A 20573-nucleotide genomic window follows, 5' to 3' on the forward strand; every position below is an offset into this window, starting at 1 on the left:
TGTTAAAAATTTGCCATAGAATGAAGTTGTTTGCAAGCGCTTACTTGAGTGAGGGGGTGGTTCCTGTTAACCATCATGAATGACAGATTCGTAGCCTAGCGTGTACGTAATGAATGAAACGCAATTACAAGTAAACTGGAGGCGAAATAAGAATGCAATTGAGAAAAATCAAGGATTTGCGAATGGGTACTCTGCTCGCGAAAATGCTGGTTGCTGCTGCCCTCATGTTCAGTTTCTCTATTCACATGGCCCAGCCTGCATACGCAGCGACCGTAGTGACTTATCCAACTCCGTCGTACTTCGCTACAAGTACGGCTTACACGCTGCAAGTAGATTCTACGACGGTGAAAGTTGTTAAGCATTTTGATTATTCTTTTGCTCAGTTATCGTATAACGGTACGGCGACATTCAAAGTAACTGCCAAAGATAATATTACCTCTTATAACATTAGTCCTCATAGTTATGGCATTACCGCTAGCGTCAGTGGCAAGGATCTAACTTTCACGCTTCCCCAAGCTGGATCGCGCTACCTAGTGATCCAGATCAATAACCTGGAGAACCTAGTCATTATGGCTGACCCTTTGGAGACAGATGCCCCTGTGCCCAATGGCGACAGTGTGAAAAACTTGATGGATTATTCGGGTGTGGACAATACGGGCGGCAGTCTCATGACGTCCAAGATCCAACAAGCCATTAATGATGCTAACGCTCGTTCTGGCGGAGGTACCGTGTATGTTCCTGCTGGTATCTATAAATTCTCTCAGATTGAGCTCAAAAGTAATGTCACACTCTATTTAGCTGCTGGTGCGACACTTCGCGGGTCAACGACGTTAAGTGATTACGATTTCACGGATAGCAGCTTCAAACAGGCGAACATCCGTATCGTAGGGGCATCGAATGTAGCCATCAAAGGCAGAGGGATGATCGACTCTAATGGGACTTCGCTTACAACGGGCGATAGTGGGCCAAACCGTGAGAATATCATCCGTTCTTATAAGGATTCGTCGGGAACAAAGCCCAGTGGTCTGACGTTCGAGGGTATCACTCTGCGGGATGGAACAACCTGGAACATGAATATTGAGGAATCGATGAACGTCACTATCAAGAATGTAAAGATATTGAATAATGTTCACTGGATCCATGGAGACGGCTTTGATCTCGTCAATACATCTCACGCTGTTGTTGATCAATGCTTCGCCTACACGGGAGATGACGTTTTCGATGCGAAGTCATCGACGGAAGAACCAATGACTGATGTTACTTACAGTAATTCGGTTGCGTATACCGAATCGGCGGGTACCAAGGCTGGGGTTGCGGGAAACGCCTCGCTGACGGATCTTTGGTTTATCAATATTGACGTGATCTTGGGCTATAGGGGCATTAGTTTGAGCCATGACGAAGGAAATGGCGTCTGGGATGATATTCATTTTATCGATATTCGGACGGAAAAGATCTTTAATAATGGGACTTCAGGCCAATACAGGACGGCTCCGCTTCTCATCTGGACGGCTAAGTATAAAACGGAGGTTGGTCCTATTAGCAATGTAGAATTAACTCGCATTACCTATGAGAATCTCGGAAATTTCCACTCTTTCATCCAAGGTTATGACAGTTCGAGCAAGGTTTCCAATGTCAAAATTACGAATTTGAAGATGAACGGGTCTATGATCACAGATCCATCCACGGGATTAATTGATATGGGTGCGAACACATCCAATATTACGTTTAACACGGCGGCCACCAATTACATGATTAGCAATGCTAACTCAGGTAAAACGGTTGAAGTTTTCGGTGGCGGTACGTCGGATGGCACTAAAATTGTTCAATGGAATTATCATGCTGGAACGAATCAACGGTGGGAGCTTATCGATGCTGGCGGCGGTTACTATAAGATTAAAAACGTCAAAAGCGGAAAGTTATTGGAAGTAACTGGCGGTTCTACAGCTAATGGAGCCCTAGTCGAACAATGGACAGATAACGGCGGAACCAATCAACAATGGCAGATCGTTGATGTTGGAAATGGATACTCTAAACTCATTAATCGCAAGAGTGGTAAAGCATTAGATAGCAGTGGGTCGACGGCGGACGGAGCTCAGCTTACGCAGTGGACAGATAATGGCGGAGACAATCAGAAATTTCGGTTATTTGCGCAGTAAGCTATTTGTATTGAATCACTCTTCGTGGGCGAAGAACGGAATGTCTATTCTTCGCCAACACGATATACGAAAATAGGACATCAAAGTAACGAGTTAAATATTTAAATTATGAGCAATTACCATTCATCTGGAGGCGAAATAATAATGGGTTTTAGTAAAATGAAAAGCCGAATCGGATTTTTGTTGGGGAAAGTACTCGTGGTTGCAGCTCTAATATTCAGTTTTACGGTTAGCATGGCTCAGCCTGCATCGGCGGCTACCGTCGTGACGTATCCTTCTCACTTCGGTACAAGCTCGGCCTACACACTGAAAGTTGATTCAACTACGATTAGGGTTGCCAGGCAGTTTGATTATTCCTTTGCACAGTTGTCTTATTCCGGAACAGGAACATTTAAAGTAACGGCTTCGGAAAATATCACTTCCTATAATATCAGTCCTCATAGCTACGGCATCGAGGCAACAGTAAGCGGAAAGGATCTAACTTTCACCCTTCCCCAAGCTGGATCACGGTACTTAGTTATCAAGATTAATAACCTGGAGAATCTTGTCATCATGGCTGATCCTGTGGAAACAGATGCGCCAATGCCTAATGGGGGAAGCGTGAAAAGTATTATGGATTATTCAGGCGTGGATAACACAGGCGGCGATTTGATGACGTCCAAAATCCAACAAGCCATCAATGATGCGAATGCTCGTACCGGCGGCGGAACTGTTTACTTCCCTGCTGGCATTTACAAGTTTTCTCAAATCGAGCTTAAAAGTAATGTCACACTCTATCTAGCTGCTGGCTCCATACTTCGCGGGTCATCGGATGTAAATGATTATGATTTCACGAATACCATTTTTACCAATGCGAACATCCGTATTGTAGGAGCATCGAATGTGGCGATCAAAGGAAGAGGTATGATTGATTCCAATGGGACTACACTTACAACAGGCGATAGCGGTCCAAACCGAGAATATATCATCCATTCTTACAAAGACGCAGCGGGTACGAAGCCGAATAACCTAACCTTCGAGGGTATCACACTTAGAGATGGAACAACTTGGAACTTCAGACTTCAAGACGCTACTAACGTTAACATCAAAAACGTAAAGATTATCAATAACGTTAACTGGATTCATGGCGATGGCTTTGATCTCGTCAATACGTCCCACGCAGTTGTGGATCAATGCTTCGCCTATACCGGTGATGATGTCTATGATGCAAAAGCATCAACGGAAGAACCGATGACAGATGTTGTATACAAAAATTCGGTTGCCTATACGGAGTCTGCGGGTACCAAGGTAGGTATGCAAGGGAATGCATCGATTAGCGATGTTTGGTTTATCAATATTGACGTGATTCAGGGCTATCGTGGCGTCAGTGTGGATCATGACCAAGGGAATGGTGTATGGGACGATATTCATTTTATCGATATCCGTACGGAAAAGATAGTTAATAATGGAACCAGTGGCCAATTTAGAACATCTCCGCTCCTAATCTGGACGGCCAAATATAGTGGTAGCGAAGTTGGTCCCGTCAGCAATATTGAAATGACGCGTGTTAGCTTTGAAAACATCAACAATTATCATTCCTTCATTCAAGGTTATGACAGCTCAAGCAAAGTTTCTAATGTGAACATTACCGATTTAAAGATGAACGGCAACTTAATCACCAGCGCTTCGCAGGGGTTAATTGATATCGGCGCGAACACATCCAATATTACGTTTAACACGAATCCTACGACTAAAAAGATGATGAACGCAAACTCAAGTAAAGCTGTCGAAGTTTTCGGTGGTTCTACGACGGATGGCGGAAAGATTTCTCAATGGGATTATAGTGGTGGAAAGAATCAAAGGTGGCAGCTTGTTGATGCTGGCGGAGGGTATTACAAGATCAAAAATCTCAAGAGTGGAAAACTCCTAGAAGTGACTGGCGGTTCTACAGCCAATGGAGCCCTAGTCGAACAATGGGGGGATAATGGCGGAGACAATCAACAATGGCAAATCGTTGACGTTGGTAATGGATACTCGAAACTCATTAATCGCAAAAGCGGTAAAGCATTAGACAGTGGTGGAACGACGGAAGATGGAGCTCAACTCACTCAGTGGACAGATAATGGCGGAGACAATCAAAAATGGCAGTTAATGGAGTAAAGGAGACATCAGCTTATATTGAGGTTTCCAGCTGGTGTAAGTAGGCAAATAACGAATTTATGACATAAAAGATACGAGATTATTACATTTTTATTGATGAATGTATACCATAGAATGAAGTTGGCTTATAAGCTGTTGTCGGAATTGTCGAAAAAAATGGAAAAGGGAACTCTTTGTCCTTTGACAAGGGGTTCTCTTCCTATAAGGAGGCTAGTTTATGCGTTATGCACCTAAAAACGAACGATATTCCAACATGAGGTATACAAGGTGCGGTAACTCAGGCCTCAAACTGCCTGCTATTTCCCTCGGACTTTGGCAAAATTATGGGAGTGCAAATGCCTTAGAAACCCAACGTGACATGCTGCGCCGTGCATTCGACCTTGGCATTACCCACTTTGACTTAGCTAACAATTATGGGCCGCCTCCAGGAACTGCCGAAGAGAATTTCGGCAGCTTATTTAAAGCTGACTTCAAACCTTACCGCGATGAGTTGATCCTATCAACCAAAGCAGGCAATCCGATGTGGAATGGTCCATATGGAGACGGTGGCTCAAAGAAACATATGATAACCAGTCTTGACCAAAGCCTTAAGCGCATGGGACTAGATTATGTTGATATTTTCTACTCTCACAGATGTGATCCAGAGACCCCTATGGAAGAAACGATGCGAGCACTTGATTTGGCAGTAAAACAAGGCAAAGCCTTGTTTGTAGGCGTCTCTAATTACAGTGCTGAGCAGACCAAACAGGCTGCTGGCATTTTGAAGAAACTGGGTACCCCTTGTCTGATTCACCAACCTAAGTACAATATGTTTGATCGATGGATAGAGAACGAGCTGCAGGATGTACTGAAAGAGGAAGGAATGGGCTCCATAGCCTTTTCACCATTAGCAAAGGGATTGCTGACAAGCCGGTATCTCACTGGAATTCCAGCCGATTCAAGGGCTGCAAGTGCAAGTCGAGCCTTGAGTGTCAATGCCATCACGGATGAGCTCATGTCCAAGATCATTCGTTTGAACGCTATTGCACTAGAGCGCGATCAAAGCCTTTCTCAAATGGTCATTGCTTGGGTACTTAGAGTGGGGAAGGTTACTTCGGCTCTCATAGGAGCAAGTAAAGTAAGTCAGATTGAAGATAATGTTGCAGCATTGAAAAACCTAGATTTTAGTCAGGAAGAGTTACTTCGTATAGATGAAATATTGAGTTCCTAAAGATGGGAGTGTTGGAAATGAGGAACGACTGGGAGAATCACAAACTGTTAGAGCGAAATCGGCTGCCAGCAAGAGCCGCATTCATACCGTTCGCTGATGATGAGAGTGCTTTATGCAATGAAAGAAAGTTATCTCCGTACTATGTGCCGTTAAATGGAACTTGGAAATTTAATTATGCTCCGACACCTGCACACGCACCAACGAATTTTCATATAGAAAATTTCGATGTAAGTGACTGGGATGACCTTACTGTACCATCCTGTTGGCAGATGCATGGCTATGGCAAACCGCATTATACGAACGTTGTCTACCCGTTTCCTGTTGTCCCGCCGCTAGTGCCGACCGAAAATCCGACAGGCTCCTACCGTCGAGAGTTTGAGGTTCCGGTTGGCTGGAGCGGGCAGCGGATTACGCTGCATTTTGAAGGTGTAGACAGCGCGTTCTTCGTTTGGGTAAACGGCAAGGAAGTCGGCTTCAGTAAAGGGAGTCGCATGCCTTCGCAGTTCGATATCACGGACCACATTCACGAGGGGATGAACGTTCTTGCGGTTCGTGTCATGCAGTGGTCGGACGGTTCTTATATCGAGGATCAGGATATGTGGTGGCTGAGCGGTATTTTCCGCGACGTGTATATGACAGCTACACCGCAAACTCACTTATATGACTATTCAGTTCGAACGCTGCTCGATAGCGAATACCACGATGCCACTCTCGAAGTCAGATTAAACTTGCGAAGCAGACACGAAGTAAAGGAAACTGTTCGTGTCGAGCTGCAATTACTTGATGCAAATGGAAAAGCAGTCGAAGGAGGACATGCGGAAGGAGTCCTAACAGGCGGTGTGTTGACGCAAGAGCAAGAGATTGTATTTAAGCTGTCTATTGTTAACCCTAGGAAATGGTCTGCGGAAGATCCGTACTTATACAAGCTGTTGATCCGTGTCATTGGCGAAACTACGCAGGTTACGTCTGCTCGCGTTGGATTCAGGTGTGTTGAATTAAGTGGCGGCTTACTGTTAGTCAATGGGAAGCCAATTAAATTCAAGGGAGTCAACCGTCATGATCATCATCCCGATCTTGGGCGAACCATACCGCTTGATTCCATGCTGCAGGATGTGCTTCTGATGAAGCAACACAATATTAATGCGGTTCGTACTTCCCATTATCCAAACGATCCTCGTTTCTATGACCTGTGTGACGAATACGGACTGTATGTCATTGACGAAGCTGATTTGGAGTGCCACGGTTTCCATCGAACAGACAACTCGAATCAAATAAGTGATGACCCTGAATGGGAACCAGCGTATGTAGATCGGATCGAAAGGATGATTGAGCGGGACAAGAATCATCCTTCCATCATCCTCTGGTCCCTAGGCAATGAATCCTACTACGGTTGTAATCATGTAGCGATGTACAACTGGGCTAAGGAGCACGATCCCACACGTTTGGTACACTACGCGGAAGATCGTGAAGCCGTGAGTGCCGACGTATACAGCTCGATGTACAACAGGATTTGGCAGCTTCACGAGCTTGGCGCATGTGTAGACCTGGATAAGCCCCATATTGTATGCGAATATGCGCATGCCATGGGTAACGGGCCAGGCGGCTTGAAAGAATATTGGGATGTCTTCTATACCTACAAACGGTTGCAAGGTGGCTTCGTGTGGGAATGGGTTGATCAAGGCATCCGACAGCAGACAGCTGATGGTAAGGAATTTTTCGCCTACGGCGGGGATTTTGAAGAAACCCCGAACGATATGAATTTCGTTATCGATGGTCTTGTTAACCCAGACCGTGTGCCATCGGCAGGTCTGCTGGAACTCAAGAAAGTGATGGAACCCGTTATCGTCGAAGCCGTGGATAGGCAGGCTAGGGTGTTAAAGCTGACGAATCGATACGATTTCGTGAATTTGTCGCATTTACAATTGGTCTGGGATGTCGTTGCGGACGGCAAAATCTTATCTTCGGGCAAGGGAGAGCTGCCCGAGATCGCACCGGGATGTACGGGCAATTTGAACATCAACTATACGCTGCCGGAGCAATTGCAACCAGCAACTGATTATTGGTTGAATGTTAGCGTTCTGCTTGCTGCTGATACAACCTGGGCTAAAGCTGGCTTTGAGGTTGCGTGGGCGCAATTTGAGCTTCCGAACAAAGCGGAGCAGCAACCTACGGTTGATTTGTCTGATTATGCACCATTATCTGTTACGAAGAATGGTGTGATGTTGGACGTACAAGGTAGTGATTTTGAACTTCAGTTTGACTGTGTTTACGGTGTTATTGCTAGCTGGAGACATGCAGGAGTCCGCCTGCTGGAGGAAGGACCGAGGCTTGATCTGTGGCGTTCCCCGACGGACAATGACATGCGACCGATTGGCGACTGGAGGACATCCCTCGCGGATGATCAACGAGCAACGGTCCTATGGAAACTAAAAGGACTGCACTGGTTGCAACATCGCGTTATGAGCGTGGATTGGAGTTGTAACAACAGTGAGTCGATCGTAACGATTACATGCAGGGTACGGGTAGCGCCGCCAATTCTAAAATGGTCGGTTGACACTTTATACACGTATACGATCTATGCCAACGGGGACATAGTGATCGCGGTAGACGGATCGATCGAGGGCAGCGGCGCGCCAGAGACGCTTCCACGAGTCGGACTTCGCCTTGCACTGCCGAACGATTGTGAGCGGGCGGAGTGGTATGGGCGCGGCCCCGGTGAAACGTATGCGGATTCGAAGCAAGCCGCGAAGTTCGGCGTTTACCGGCAAACGGTACGCGAGCTGTTCACCGAATACATCGTACCGCAGGAAAACGGCAACCGCTCGGATACACGTTGGCTCGCAATGACGAATGAGCAAGGAGCAGGCCTGTTGGCAACAGGTTTGCCGCAGTTCGGGTTCACAGCTCGTCGCTATACGAGCGAAGACCTAGAAAAGGCGAAGCACACCTATGATTTAAAGGAACGTGACCGTATCTACTTGCATCTTGATCTTGCGCAGAACGGCATTGGTAGTGCCAGCTGTGGTCCTGGTGTACTTCCACAGTATGTGTTGAAGGCGGAGGATTTCCACTTCCAAGTCCGCCTCACACCGATGAACTCCGGACCGAATTCGCCTACGGAGCGATAGTAAAGTGGAGTGAATTGACTAAAATTAGAGCCTCGCGGGCTCTTTTTTTTGTCAGCAAGAATATCAGCGAAATAAGACCCATTTGGGTCTTATTATCGTGCCGTTATTCCTACCATTTACGAACATATTACATAAAAGAGACGATATTATTACATTTTTCTTGATGCATTTATGCCATACAATAAAAACATCAAATGACATTACGATGTAACATCAATAAAACGTTTTCAACCAGAAAGGAAGTTGAAATAGCCTCAAACAACCTAAGTTAGAACTTATCGCTTCAGGAGGAACCCGAAATGATCAATAATGAGAAACTACACAGAAGAATCAGAATCAAAGAAAACATACCTTTGTATACGATGTTAACATTGCCACTTTTATTTTTTATTATTTTTAATTATGTGCCCATGTTTGGTGCGGTGATTGCCTTTAAGGATTATCGATTTATAGATGGCATTATGGGAAGCGATTGGGTAGGACTTCGAAATTTCAAAATGATATTTGCACAGCCACACACGGTAGAAATTATCAGAAATACGTTAGTGATAAGCTTACTATCGGTCCTAGTTTCATTCCCATTTCCAATTATTTTAGCGATTCTACTCAATGAAATAAGAATGAAATGGTTCAAAAAAGCCTCACAAACGGTTCTATATTTACCTCACTTTTTCTCTTGGGTGATCGTTGGTGGTATTATTATTAACGTTTTCTCTGTTAAAAATGGCCCAATTAATTTTATCATTGAATATTTTGGCGGGGAACCCATCCAGTTTTTGTTTAATCACACCGCATGGATGAGTATTTTCTTGGGAAGTGGGATTTGGAAGGATGCAGGATTTAATGCCATCATCTACCTAGCAGCGCTTTCGAGCATAGATCCTACGTATTACGAAGCGGCGGTTGTTGATGGCGCTAACAAGTGGAAGCAGATTACGAAAGTTACTCTTCCTAGTTTGTACCCAACCATTGTCCTAACGTTTATCTTAGCGACTGGAAAAATTATGGAAGTTGGATTTGATCGCATATTCGTACTACAGAATCCAGTTGTCAAGAATATGACAGATGTCGTGCCCACCTTTATTTATGAAATGGGTATACAACAAGGCGAATTTAGTATAACGACGGCCATGGGATTGTTCGATTCTGTGATTAGCTTAATCCTTGTGCTTGTGGCAAATCGATTAGCCAAAATGTCAGGGAACGCACTATTCTAACCAACTAACAAATTAGACATACGAAGGAGGGGCAGGACATTGAAGATTTCGACGGGAGAAAAAGCCTTTTATAAAATTAACAACATTGTGCTTTTTATCATATCGCTGTCGTGTTTACTTCCACTCATCTATATTATTGCTACTTCATTCAGCAGCGGTGCAGCGATTGAATCAGGCAAAGTATTTTTGTGGCCGGTTGATTTTACGCCAGCAGCCTATAAAGTATTAATTGTATCCACAGATCTATTTAAATATTTTAAGAATAGTATCGTTGTTACCGTAGTTGGTACTGCACTTAGCATGATTTTCACAATCCTCTGTGCGTATCCATTATCGAAAAGGAAATTATTTGCTAGAAGGAAAGTAACCTTTCTCATCGTTTTCACCATGTTGTTTAGCGGTGGATTGATTCCAACTTATCTATTGGTGAAATCGCTTGGATTAATGAACTCGTATTGGTCTATTTGGTTAACAACACTGATTAGCCCCTACAATATGTTGATCATGAAGTCATTCTTTGAAAATATATCCGAAGAGTTGGAAGAAGCAGCTAGAATTGATGGTTGCTCCGAATGGCGAATTTTACTTCAGATGTATCTGCCACTTTCCAAAGCTGTGATAGCCACATTGTGCCTTTTTTACGGGGTTGCGTACTGGAATAGTTTCTTGAAAGTACTGATGTATATTAGTGATTCGAAGGGTTATACATTACCGGTACTCATTCAACAAATGGTATTTCAGCTCGAACAAATAAAATTAGGTACAAATTCAGATATTGGTGCCATATCAGGTTCAGGTGATGTTATTTCCGAGTCTGTTAAGTCAGCAGGCGTTGTCGTGTTAATATTGCCTATGCTAGCCGTATACCCATTTCTGCAAAAATATTTTGTTAAAGGTGTTATGTTAGGTTCGGTTAAAGGCTAAATTAAGCTTATCTTCTCAATTTGTAAGGAAATGTTGGTGATTGTAAAGGATACGATAAGTTCTCGTATTCTTCACATAGATCGAAAGCGATTTCATTATTTCGATTATCATTTTTATAAAAAAAGGGAGGCAACATGAGTATGAAGAAAAAGTTTCGAAGTGTCGCTGCATTATCACTTGTGATGGCTATATCTGTTGGTTTAGCTGCATGTAGCTCTACGAAAGATGAGCCAACCAAGAGTAACGGTAGCGGTGGTACTGCTAGCAACACAGCAAGCGTTACCCCTAGCGGTCAAGTGAAAAAAGGTAAAGTTTCCGTTATGGTTTATGATCGAGGACTCATTCCTGCTTCCGAAGGTACGTATGATAATAACCGTTGGACGAAATGGATTCAAGAAAATGCGCCATTTGAAGAAGTGAAATTCATCGTGGTACCTCGAACAGAAGCTCCTCAGAAAATGAACATGCTGTTCGCTGCTGGGGAAGGTCCAGATGTCGTAGCCAACTATGAAGATATGACGCCGTTTATTTCTAAAGGACAAGCTTTAGAAATCACAGATGATTTACTGGCCAAAATGCCAAACTATAAAAAGACGTTAGATAAATATCCAGCACTACAAAAGCTTACGACAGTCAATGGGAAACGGTACACCATTGGAACCGTATCGCCTGTTTCACCTAATCATGCTGCAATTATTCGAGCAGATTGGTTAGAAAAGTTAAATCTGCCTATGCCAAAGACACCAGAAGACTTGCTTGCAGTAGCAAAAGCGTTTACAGAGAAAGACCCGGATGGGAATGGCAAAAATGATACGTATGGATTGACATTAAACGCGGATTCCCAGAGAGTACTTTCTCACATGTTTGGCTTTGGTAATCCGGAGAAGTATGCTGTCGTTGATGGCAAGCTGACATTTGTATGGGATAGAATCCAAGATTGGTTGAAGTTTACGAAACAAATTGTTGATGCGAAGGTTGTTGATCCGGACTTCTTACTTGACAAAGGCGACAAAGCATTAACGGATTTCACCAACGGAAAAATCGGTATCTTCCTGACAGGGAAATTTAGTCAACTGAATTCACCAACATTTGCGAATTTCAAAAAGGCTAATCCGACAGCTAAACTCGATACATTTGATTTGCCTGCAACAAAGTATGGAAATTTTGAAGGCTATATCAATGGAGGCCCTTCCGTTGTAGGTTTTATTAATGCAGCAACCAAAGATCCTGATGCTGCCGCTAGGTACATTAACTGGTTAAATGATCCGAAAGTTTCCGACTATTTAGTGAATGGACCTGATGGCGTTTACAAGAAAAGGGATGCTGAAGGAACTGTTGTAGCTGTAGATCCGGCGAAGAATAAAATTGAGTACGATTATGCAACAGATTACAGTATCATTCGAACTTTCGATTTCAACTTAGGTTCTGGCATTAGTCCGCTAGCCAATGAATATTACAATTCCTATCTCAAATCGAGCGACCCTGTCTTACAAGAGTTTGGAGATTTGTACTATAAGATGGCGCAAGTTGCTAATAAGCCAGGTGCCATTGATCCAAGAAAATGGCAGCAAACGCTTCCAGCACTTGCATCTGATACGCTTTTGAAGAAAACGAATGGGACCAAAGCTGTAGACGATTTCCTTCTAAAATCACTTGCACAACCCAATGTGACGGCTGAGAAAGCAGTAGCAGACGCGAAAGAGCTTTGGAAAAAAGCTGGCGGCGAGGATGTAGATGCCTTCTACAATGATTATTACCAAAAAAATAAAGATAAGATGCTATCCCCTGAAGATTTTGAAAAACTAAAAATGGCACCTGAATTGTTACCTTCTGCGAAGAAAAATTCTAAAATCAAATAAAAGTGGTTATGTTATAGTGTAAGTAGTCATGAAAAAGGGAACTCTTTGTCCACGGATAAAGAGTTCCCTTTGCAGATATTAAAGGCAGAAATGTGGTGAATCCTGTATGTATCGTGTGGTCATTGTTGATGATGAACCTTGGGCTTTGATCGGCATTCGTAAATTAATCGAGCGTAATGGGAACCGATTTAAAATTATTTGTGAAACAACAGAACCATCGAAAGCTTTAGAAGTGATTTGTGAAGAACGTCCAGATGTCGTCTTTACGGATATTCGAATGCCTGAGATGACAGGAATTGAACTGATGCAAAAGACGAGAGCACAAGGGATAGATACTGATTTTATCGTCATTAGCGGGTTTGCAGAGTTCTCCTATGTCCAGCACGCTTTGCAAGAAGGCGCGATGGATTATCAATTAAAACCGTTGGATATGGACAAGGCAGAGGAAATGCTGGATAAGCTTTATAGAAAGTTGGAGAATAAACGCAGTACAAATGATTTGAGCTTTTATATGTCATTGTTGGAAGAGTTTAAGGATAATCAGTCTCTTTTGAATATGCGCTTGCGGCATAAACCTTATAAGCGATATCAAGTGGTAACGGTTTATTTTAAACATGCGGAATATGATGATGTGGTTTTATTGGAATTGGGAAATCGAGCACAACAAACTACCTTAAAATTAGGTCCTAAAAAATGTGTGTTCATTATAAATAGTGATGAAGATCAGAGTGAATTGATTTATCGTAGTCTTACTTCCAATGAACATGTCGTGGATAAGGCAGGGATTAGTTTATCCAGTGATGGAGCTGATCAAGTACCCGTGCTTTTAAAAACGTCAGATATCGCGAGTAATGATTGTTTTGTCGATCTTTCAAAGCGAGTTTCACAATATAATAAAAGCAAAAAAAGTCTGGTCAAACAATTTGCTGAAAATATCATTGAAGGCCTTGAACGCGTTCAATATAAGAATATGAAGGAACTCTCATCTGTGATTATGTCTTATTTTAGTGAACACAGCCTAGGCATTGAAGATGCAGTGTTTCTATGGAATGAATTTGTAATGCATACGCTAAAAGACAGTGATAACAGCAGTCAATTACTAGATTTTGAGTTTTTGGATTATAGTGAAATGAAAGAAAAGTTCATGAACTTAGAATCGCTAAGTGAATACGTGTTTGAACAGCTTTCCGATCCAGAACGAGAGCAGCTCGGGGATGCTAATAATAAATTTAAAGAACTGCTGCAATACACCAATAAAAACTTTCATGAGGAACTGTTTTTAAAGGATTTGTCCACGAAATTTTTCATCAATGTAAGCTATTGTTGTGAGTTGTTTAAAAAGGTTACGGGCATGACATTCTCCCAGTATATGACCGATTTAAGGATGAAAAAGGCTTCGGAGCTGCTTCAGAATAGTAACTTGTCTATTGCTGATGTCTGTAAAAGTGTCGGTTATAGTGATTACTTCTATTTTAATAAAGTGTTTAAACGGAATTTAGGGTGTACACCTGCCAAATATCGTAAAACGAGTGGGGACTTGAATGCGCTTAATTCGTAATCTGAAGCTAAAACACCAAATATCGCTGTTAATTCTGATTGCACTAATTATGATGATCTTGATGCAGAGCATGTATAATGTTTTCTTCAATTCGCTTACTCGGGAACGCGCGGCTAAGTACGCGGGGAATCTGATGGAACAGGTCGTGTTAAATGTAGATACGATTGCTAAAAGTGTGGAGAGAGATTCCATTACGGTTAGTTATAGTAAGTATGTACAGGAATTGATGGTGTCGACGAATAGCATTCGGAGTGCAGAATTAAATGACTATGTCTCTGAAATTTTTACGCACACAAGGAATTCCAATCAAAATATTTATAGCATTGTTCTGCTAAATAATAATAACAGGCTGATCTCAGACAATATGCATTACAACAATGATATTTTGAAAACTTTGGGGAAAATGTACAATTTTCAAAGCAAAGAATTTATAAAACCTGTGTTTTCTTCGATTGTGAGAGATAGTAGTGATGCGTTCTATTATTATTCGTATATTTCACCTATCTTTTCTTCTTTTGACGCAACAGGGGATTATTCAAAAATTGGGAACTGTATTTTTCTTCTTGATACAAGGGAATTAGAGAAATTAGTGAATACAACGGAATTAACGAAGAATTCACTCTTTCTAATTCTTGATTCCGACAATCGGGTGATCGCAAGCAATAAAGGGCTTAAAGCAGGTGATTATTACGAGAATGTTTTTTGGCAGGACGGTATCAGCAGTACAGTGAAAGATGAGATTGTGTATGAAGGTAAAAAATCGCTCGTGCAATATAAGAAAATGGAGAATGTAGACTGGAAAGTCATCAGTGTTCTTCCGATTGCAGAGCTTACCAGCGATATGAAGCCGATCGTTTCTTTAGGAATCTGGATGGGGATTATTATGATTGTCCTGTTGACATTAATCGGCAGCATATTTATGTATAATACCACACGTCCGGTCATGTTAATTGTGAGATTTCTATCCCATGTGGGTGAGCGGAATTTGAAGCATAGATTGAAAATCCCATCAACCAACGAAGTAGGGATTATTGCTACCCATATCAATCAAATGCTAGATAACGTAGAGACGATGACGCGAGATATTGTTGACAATCAAACTTCTCTCTATGAAGCGGAGTTATCGAAAAAACAAGCAAAATTGTCGGCATTGCAAAGCCAAATTAATCCTCATTTTCTTTATAATACGTTGAACTGCTTGAGCAGCATTGGCTTAGCTTATGATGTGAGTGAGGTCGTTAGTATATCTTCTGCCATGTCGCGCATTTTCAGGTATAGCATTAAGGGCCAAGAGATTGTGAGTATCAAGGACGAAATGAGCTGTATCAAGGATTATCTGTTAATTATGGATATCAGGTACAAGGGCAAATTTGAGATCGTCATCGAGATGGATGAGTCTTTCTTAGACATGAAATCGTTGAAAATGATTCTTCAACCGATTGTAGAGAATGCGATGTACCATGGCCTTGAGATGAAAACAGGGGTAGGACGTCTATTTATTCGCGGTTGTATTTCTGAGCAGGGCTATATGCAAATTGAAATCGAAGATAACGGGGTAGGGATGACGGACATCCAGTTGTCCGCATTACGTAAAGGGATTCGAGATGACGAGAATTTAGAACTGTCTGGCACGGAGAAACAAAGCATAGGGCTGGGCAATATTAATAAGCGGCTAAAGCTACAATTTGGATCGCCATATGGTCTGGATGTGGAGAGTGAAGCAGGTATAGGAACCAAAGTTACCGTCAGGCTGCCTATTATTGAACCTACTGGCAAAATAACCTTGATAACTTGAAGATAGCTGTGAATGGGAGGACAACCGGGGAGATGGATGTTTACGTTACAAAAAACGGAGAATGTCAGGTTAGTATTGAGATTGGCTACGATAGTGGCATCATAACGAACAATGCTGTTAGGTTGTTGATGGAGGAATGGAGAGATGAATATCAGGTTGAAAACCTTCGCGTCCATACGGAGCCTGGTGAAGGCAACCGAATTCGCATTCTGGAACCTCAAGTGATGGAAGGCTATTGTGAGCAGACTTTTACTATGTGTATGGTCATCAAAGATGGCTATTATCATATCAATCTATCTGGTGCAAGTGAACAGGCTATCCTATATGGCATATGTGAAATTCTAGATCGAACGTATGTTCTTGATGGAGAAGTGCGGTTACCTTTACTAGATATGACCTCATCACCTGATATAAAAAAGAGAGGCGTCGAGCGGCATTGGGGTCCTTCGATGACGTCGATGGAAAACCTGGAAGAGAATCTTAATCTAATCAAGCTGTTAGCTAGAAAACGAGTTAATCATCTGATGTGGATCGATAGTTGGATCAGCATGAGCTGGTATCAATTTCTTGATTTTAGATACTTTCCGATTCTGAAAAGAGAGGACCGGCTGGGCAAGATCAAGCTTGCCAAGGAGTGCCTAAACAAAATCATCGTGGAAGCGAAAAATTGGGGAATGGACTTCTACCTGTCCTGCACCGAGTTCAATATCCCTGAAGATCTGCTTAAAAAACACCCAGACATGTTCTATCGCAATCCAGATACGGGATTATGTGTGCTGCGATTAGATAGTGAGGATACTTGGCTATTCTATAAATCCAAAATAAAAGAGGTCATGGTGGATTTCCCAGCCCTGTCAGGTATTGAACTTTGGACTGGAGAGGCCATGGAAATATGGCAATGTTACCGTCCTGAGACAGATACAAGATCGATTGGGGAGCTTTTCCTCGAGATGTACGATAAAGCCCTTGAGGCCATGGATGAAGTAGGCAGGAGTGATGCGCGGATCATTTGTTCCAGCTTTACTCACCATCCTGATTGTGAAAAAGTATATGAAGATATTCTGGGGAGATTAACTGAACGCTGTTATTCTCGAAGTAAAATGCAGGTTGAGGATTTTTATCGGTTCCATTCACCAGCAACACTTCCAGGCAGACTATCTCCGGGCAGGGAGTGGGTAGAGTTCGATCTCGGAGGCGAGTACAGAGGGGATTGGGCTGGATGGATTACATGTGCGCTGCAATTCATACCGGATCGAATGAGGCATTATTACGATAAGGGAATTAGTGGCTTTATGTGTAGGATACGCGGTTATGCCCTAGGTCCGAATACGAAGTTTGTTGGCGATTATGCCGTATTAAAGGGTGTACAGTCAATTAAATATGATGTCTATTTCAAAACCTGCTGGGATATGAATATTGGGCTCACCGATGTATGGCAAATGTGTAAGAGAGGGGGATACCCTGATCAGATGTTGGAATTTTTCCAATTGTCGGAGAAGGTCGCGGAGCAAGCACAGTATGCCAATGAATCTGTTGTGAATAATTTTCATTCTTCTTTTATTGGTTCTATAGAAAGATATGAATGGCAATTGGAATACTTGGATCATCCCTATAATAAAGCGGGGCAAGAACGGAAATGGATTTTAGAGCCTACGGAAGAAAATTTATCAATTATTCTTGCTGAGAAAGAACAGGCAGTTATTCATATCTTGAAAATGAGTGAAATCTTGGAGCGATGTAAATGTGAGCTCGTAGAAGAGGACTACGCGGCATTGAGAAAATGTCTGGACTACCAGATCCAAGTGGTCAAAGTGTTCAAAGTACACACAGAAATGTTCTTCAGGTATCGCATGCTCATGATGACGAAATTGGAAAATAGACATGCTCTTCTAATGGATTGTATGAAACGATGTGAGAATGAAGTCACGCTGCTTCAGGCTATTGATCAGGTACAGGCTAAACAGGCATATGCGTTAATTAGTGACATCAAATGGCGACTAAGCAGTGATATGAATGGAGCATATTATCATCAGCTAGCTTACCATGGGGTATGTAAGGTGACTTAGTCGAGATGATTAGAAACGGGCGCTGATGAAGCTGTATCATGAGTTTTATAAGGCGAAGCGGTAAAAAAATAATCAAGAGCCATATGTGCATCTGCGTTTGACAAACATGGTATACTCGTGCGTGTAAATCGGTAGGGGAACTCGCAGATTAGCCACGCTAGATGCAACTTACTTTTATACTCCTAATATTTATCGATATATATCTAACGACTTTCCATACCATTAATGGGGAAAGTCGTTTATTTTTTATGTAAGATAAAGCGCTATCAAACCAAACAAATAGGGATGCATCAAGGGAGGAAATCGTATGTACAGTCTTGATCAAATGAATGAATTTGTTGAGCATAAGATTCGTGAAGAGGAATGGGACGTCAGAAAAGCCGTGTTTGTTTCTCCATCGATGAATTTGCCAACAAACTATATGCCAGATTCTCCTCTTCTGGGTAATGGTGATGTAGGCGTCACTATTGGAGGTAATCCAGAAGAACAGATATTTTATATGGGTAAAAATGATTTCTGGGCTCAGCCGAGCCTTGGTGAAACGGAAGAACAGCGTCGTGATCGCCTATTGAACGAGGATGGACGTAGAACCGGAGCCCATATTATGACGGTAGGCCAGATTACGCTTCAAATTCCGAAGTTGGCTGGAGCCGAGTATTTGCAGGAACAAGACATTCTTAATGCCGAGGTTCGCGGGACTTTTAAGAAAGATGGATTAACACTTCGGATGAGATCTTGGGTATGCGCAGAGAAAAATGTACTGGTTACTGAATTGTTCAGTGATGGATATGCCATTGACCTTAGAGTAATTCTACACGCGGGAGCCAAAGGTGAATATGAAGTCTACAATTACAAAAATGGTTCAGATGAAGATTTAATCTGGTTTAAGTATGCAGCTAACTCAGCGAATCTTCCCGAAACGAGACGAGTTGCAGCAGTGACCCGTATTGTTGGGGGGGAAGAAGTTCGTTACAAGTGGTGTTTTGATAATGCGGAAGCTTATTGCACGGTTTCGCCAGGAACTAACGTATATGTTGTCACAGCACTAACCAGTAATTTAGATGATTTGGATTATCTCGAGGCAGCAAAGGAGACAGCGAGACTGTCCGATAGAGACATGATCATACAATTACAAGAAGTGCATAAGGGCTGGTGGAGTGATTATTGGAAGAAATCTTATGTTGAAATCAATGATCCTCTTCTCGATAAGTTTTATTACGCTTCCTATTACATCATTGGATCCTGTACGAGATCAGGTAAAGTTCAGCCCGGGATCTTAGGAAGTTGGGTAACCAATGACCGACCGCTTTATTCAGGCGGATATACGATGAATTATAATTATGAAGCCCCATATTGGGGACTATACTCGGGGAATCGCATTGCTATCGCGGAATCTTACTGCGATCCGCTGCTGGATATCCTGCCGCTTGGCAAGTGGTACGCCCAGCAAAAGCTGAATTGTCGCGGAATCTATTTGCCCGTGCAGCTTGGACCTTGGGGGATGACATGCACAACCTATTTTCATGGCCAAAAGTCGAATGCTGCATACGGAGCAGTCAACCTAATCATGCACTTTTATCATACGTATGATCTTGACTATGGCAGAAAAATATACCCCTATTTGTTGGAGACAGGCAACTTTTGGGAAGATTATCTCCAGTTTGAAGAGGGACGTTACGTCATTTACGATGATTCTATTCATGAACTCTCCAATGATCGCATGAATCCGATACTTTCACTCGGTTTCGTGAGGATGATTTTCAAAAGCCTATTGGAACTAAGCCAAGAACTCGGTATCGACTCGGATCGTCATGCGAAATGGCATCATATCCTCGAGCATCTAAGCCCATACCCTGTTTTTCAAAAAAATGACAAGACCCTGTTCCGCTTAACAGAAGAAGGAATGGCGTGGAACAATCGTGGTGCTCTAGCTATTCAACATATTTATCCGGCTGGTGTGCTTGGTCTGGACAGCACGCCTGAATTATTGAATATTGCCCTGGATACTTTGGAGGAATTGAATCGCTGGAGCGATTATAATGCCTTTACGACATATTATCCGGCAGCTGTAAGGGTAGGTTATAATCCGAGAATTATTCTGCATCATCTGCGCCAAGCATGTGAGGAAAAGTCCCTTCCAAATCTTGTTATCCAACATGGTGGTGGGGGGATTGAGGATGCTAGCACAGTTCCAAATACGATTCATGAAATGTTCATGCAAAGCCATGAAGGTGTATTGCGGCTATTCCCAGTCTGGCCCAAAGAGGAGCCAGCCAAATTCGGGAGATTAAGGGCTGTGGGAGCCTTCTTGGTATCGAGTGAATACAAAGATGGTGAAGTACAGTATGTGATCATCGAAAGTGAGAAAGGACGTGATTGTCAGATTCAGAATCCGTGGCCGGGTCAAGCTGTGTCCGTCTATCGAAATGGCATATTAACAGAAGAGCATAATGGAACAAGGTTTAATTTAAATACGAAAGTGAATGAGAAAATTATGCTTGTACCAGCAAATCGATAACGG

The 20573-nt window shown here is 42.5% G+C and carries 11 protein-coding genes; all 11 read left to right on the forward strand.

Annotated elements, in window-relative coordinates:
* The first annotated feature begins 152 nt into the window (after positions 1–152).
* Positions 153–2156, forward strand: coding sequence for an RICIN domain-containing protein (locus A8709_RS09250; protein WP_065852073.1), 2004 nt, complete (start codon positions 153–155; stop codon positions 2154–2156).
* Between the two features lie 144 nt (positions 2157–2300).
* Entirely contained in the window at positions 2301–4295 is a 1995-nt protein-coding gene (locus A8709_RS09255; protein WP_065852074.1) for an RICIN domain-containing protein, read from the forward strand.
* Between the two features lie 217 nt (positions 4296–4512).
* A complete protein-coding gene (gene mgrA, locus A8709_RS09260; RefSeq protein WP_065852075.1) occupies positions 4513–5505 on the forward strand; it encodes an L-glyceraldehyde 3-phosphate reductase in 993 nt (330 codons plus the stop codon).
* 17 nt (positions 5506–5522) lie between these two features.
* Positions 5523–8633 carry a beta-galactosidase, LacZ type gene (gene lacZ / locus A8709_RS09265; RefSeq protein WP_065852076.1) on the forward strand — a complete coding sequence of 1037 codons (3111 nt, stop codon included), beginning with the start codon at positions 5523–5525 and terminating at the stop codon, positions 8631–8633.
* Positions 8634–8932: 299 nt separating this feature from the next.
* Positions 8933–9850, forward strand: coding sequence for an ABC transporter permease (locus A8709_RS09270; protein ID WP_065852077.1), 918 nt, complete (start codon positions 8933–8935; stop codon positions 9848–9850).
* A gap of 39 nt (positions 9851–9889) precedes the next feature.
* On the forward strand, positions 9890–10774 hold the full coding sequence (locus A8709_RS09275) for a carbohydrate ABC transporter permease (RefSeq protein WP_065852078.1): 885 nt from the start codon (positions 9890–9892) through the stop codon (positions 10772–10774).
* 140 nt (positions 10775–10914) lie between these two features.
* Positions 10915–12633, forward strand: a complete 1719-nt coding sequence (locus A8709_RS09280) for a type 2 periplasmic-binding domain-containing protein (RefSeq protein ID WP_065852079.1) — start codon at positions 10915–10917, stop codon at positions 12631–12633.
* A gap of 106 nt (positions 12634–12739) precedes the next feature.
* Positions 12740–14191, forward strand: a complete 1452-nt coding sequence (locus A8709_RS09285) for a response regulator transcription factor (RefSeq protein ID WP_065852080.1) — start codon at positions 12740–12742, stop codon at positions 14189–14191.
* Positions 14175–15986 carry a sensor histidine kinase gene (locus A8709_RS09290; RefSeq protein ID WP_084224780.1) on the forward strand — a complete coding sequence of 604 codons (1812 nt, stop codon included), beginning with the start codon at positions 14175–14177 and terminating at the stop codon, positions 15984–15986. Before A8709_RS09285 ends, A8709_RS09290 begins: the two co-directional genes overlap by 17 nt.
* 32 nt (positions 15987–16018) lie before the next feature.
* A complete protein-coding gene (locus A8709_RS09295) occupies positions 16019–18052 on the forward strand; it encodes a hypothetical protein (protein ID WP_065852081.1) in 2034 nt (677 codons plus the stop codon).
* Positions 18053–18359: 307 nt separating this feature from the next.
* Positions 18360–20570 carry a glycosyl hydrolase family 95 catalytic domain-containing protein gene (locus A8709_RS09300; protein ID WP_065852082.1) on the forward strand — a complete coding sequence of 737 codons (2211 nt, stop codon included), beginning with the start codon at positions 18360–18362 and terminating at the stop codon, positions 20568–20570.
* Positions 20571–20573 lie beyond the last annotated feature (3 nt).

This window comes from Paenibacillus pectinilyticus (assembly GCF_001700435.1).
Lineage (GTDB): Bacteria > Bacillota > Bacilli > Paenibacillales > NBRC-103111 > Paenibacillus_E > Paenibacillus_E pectinilyticus.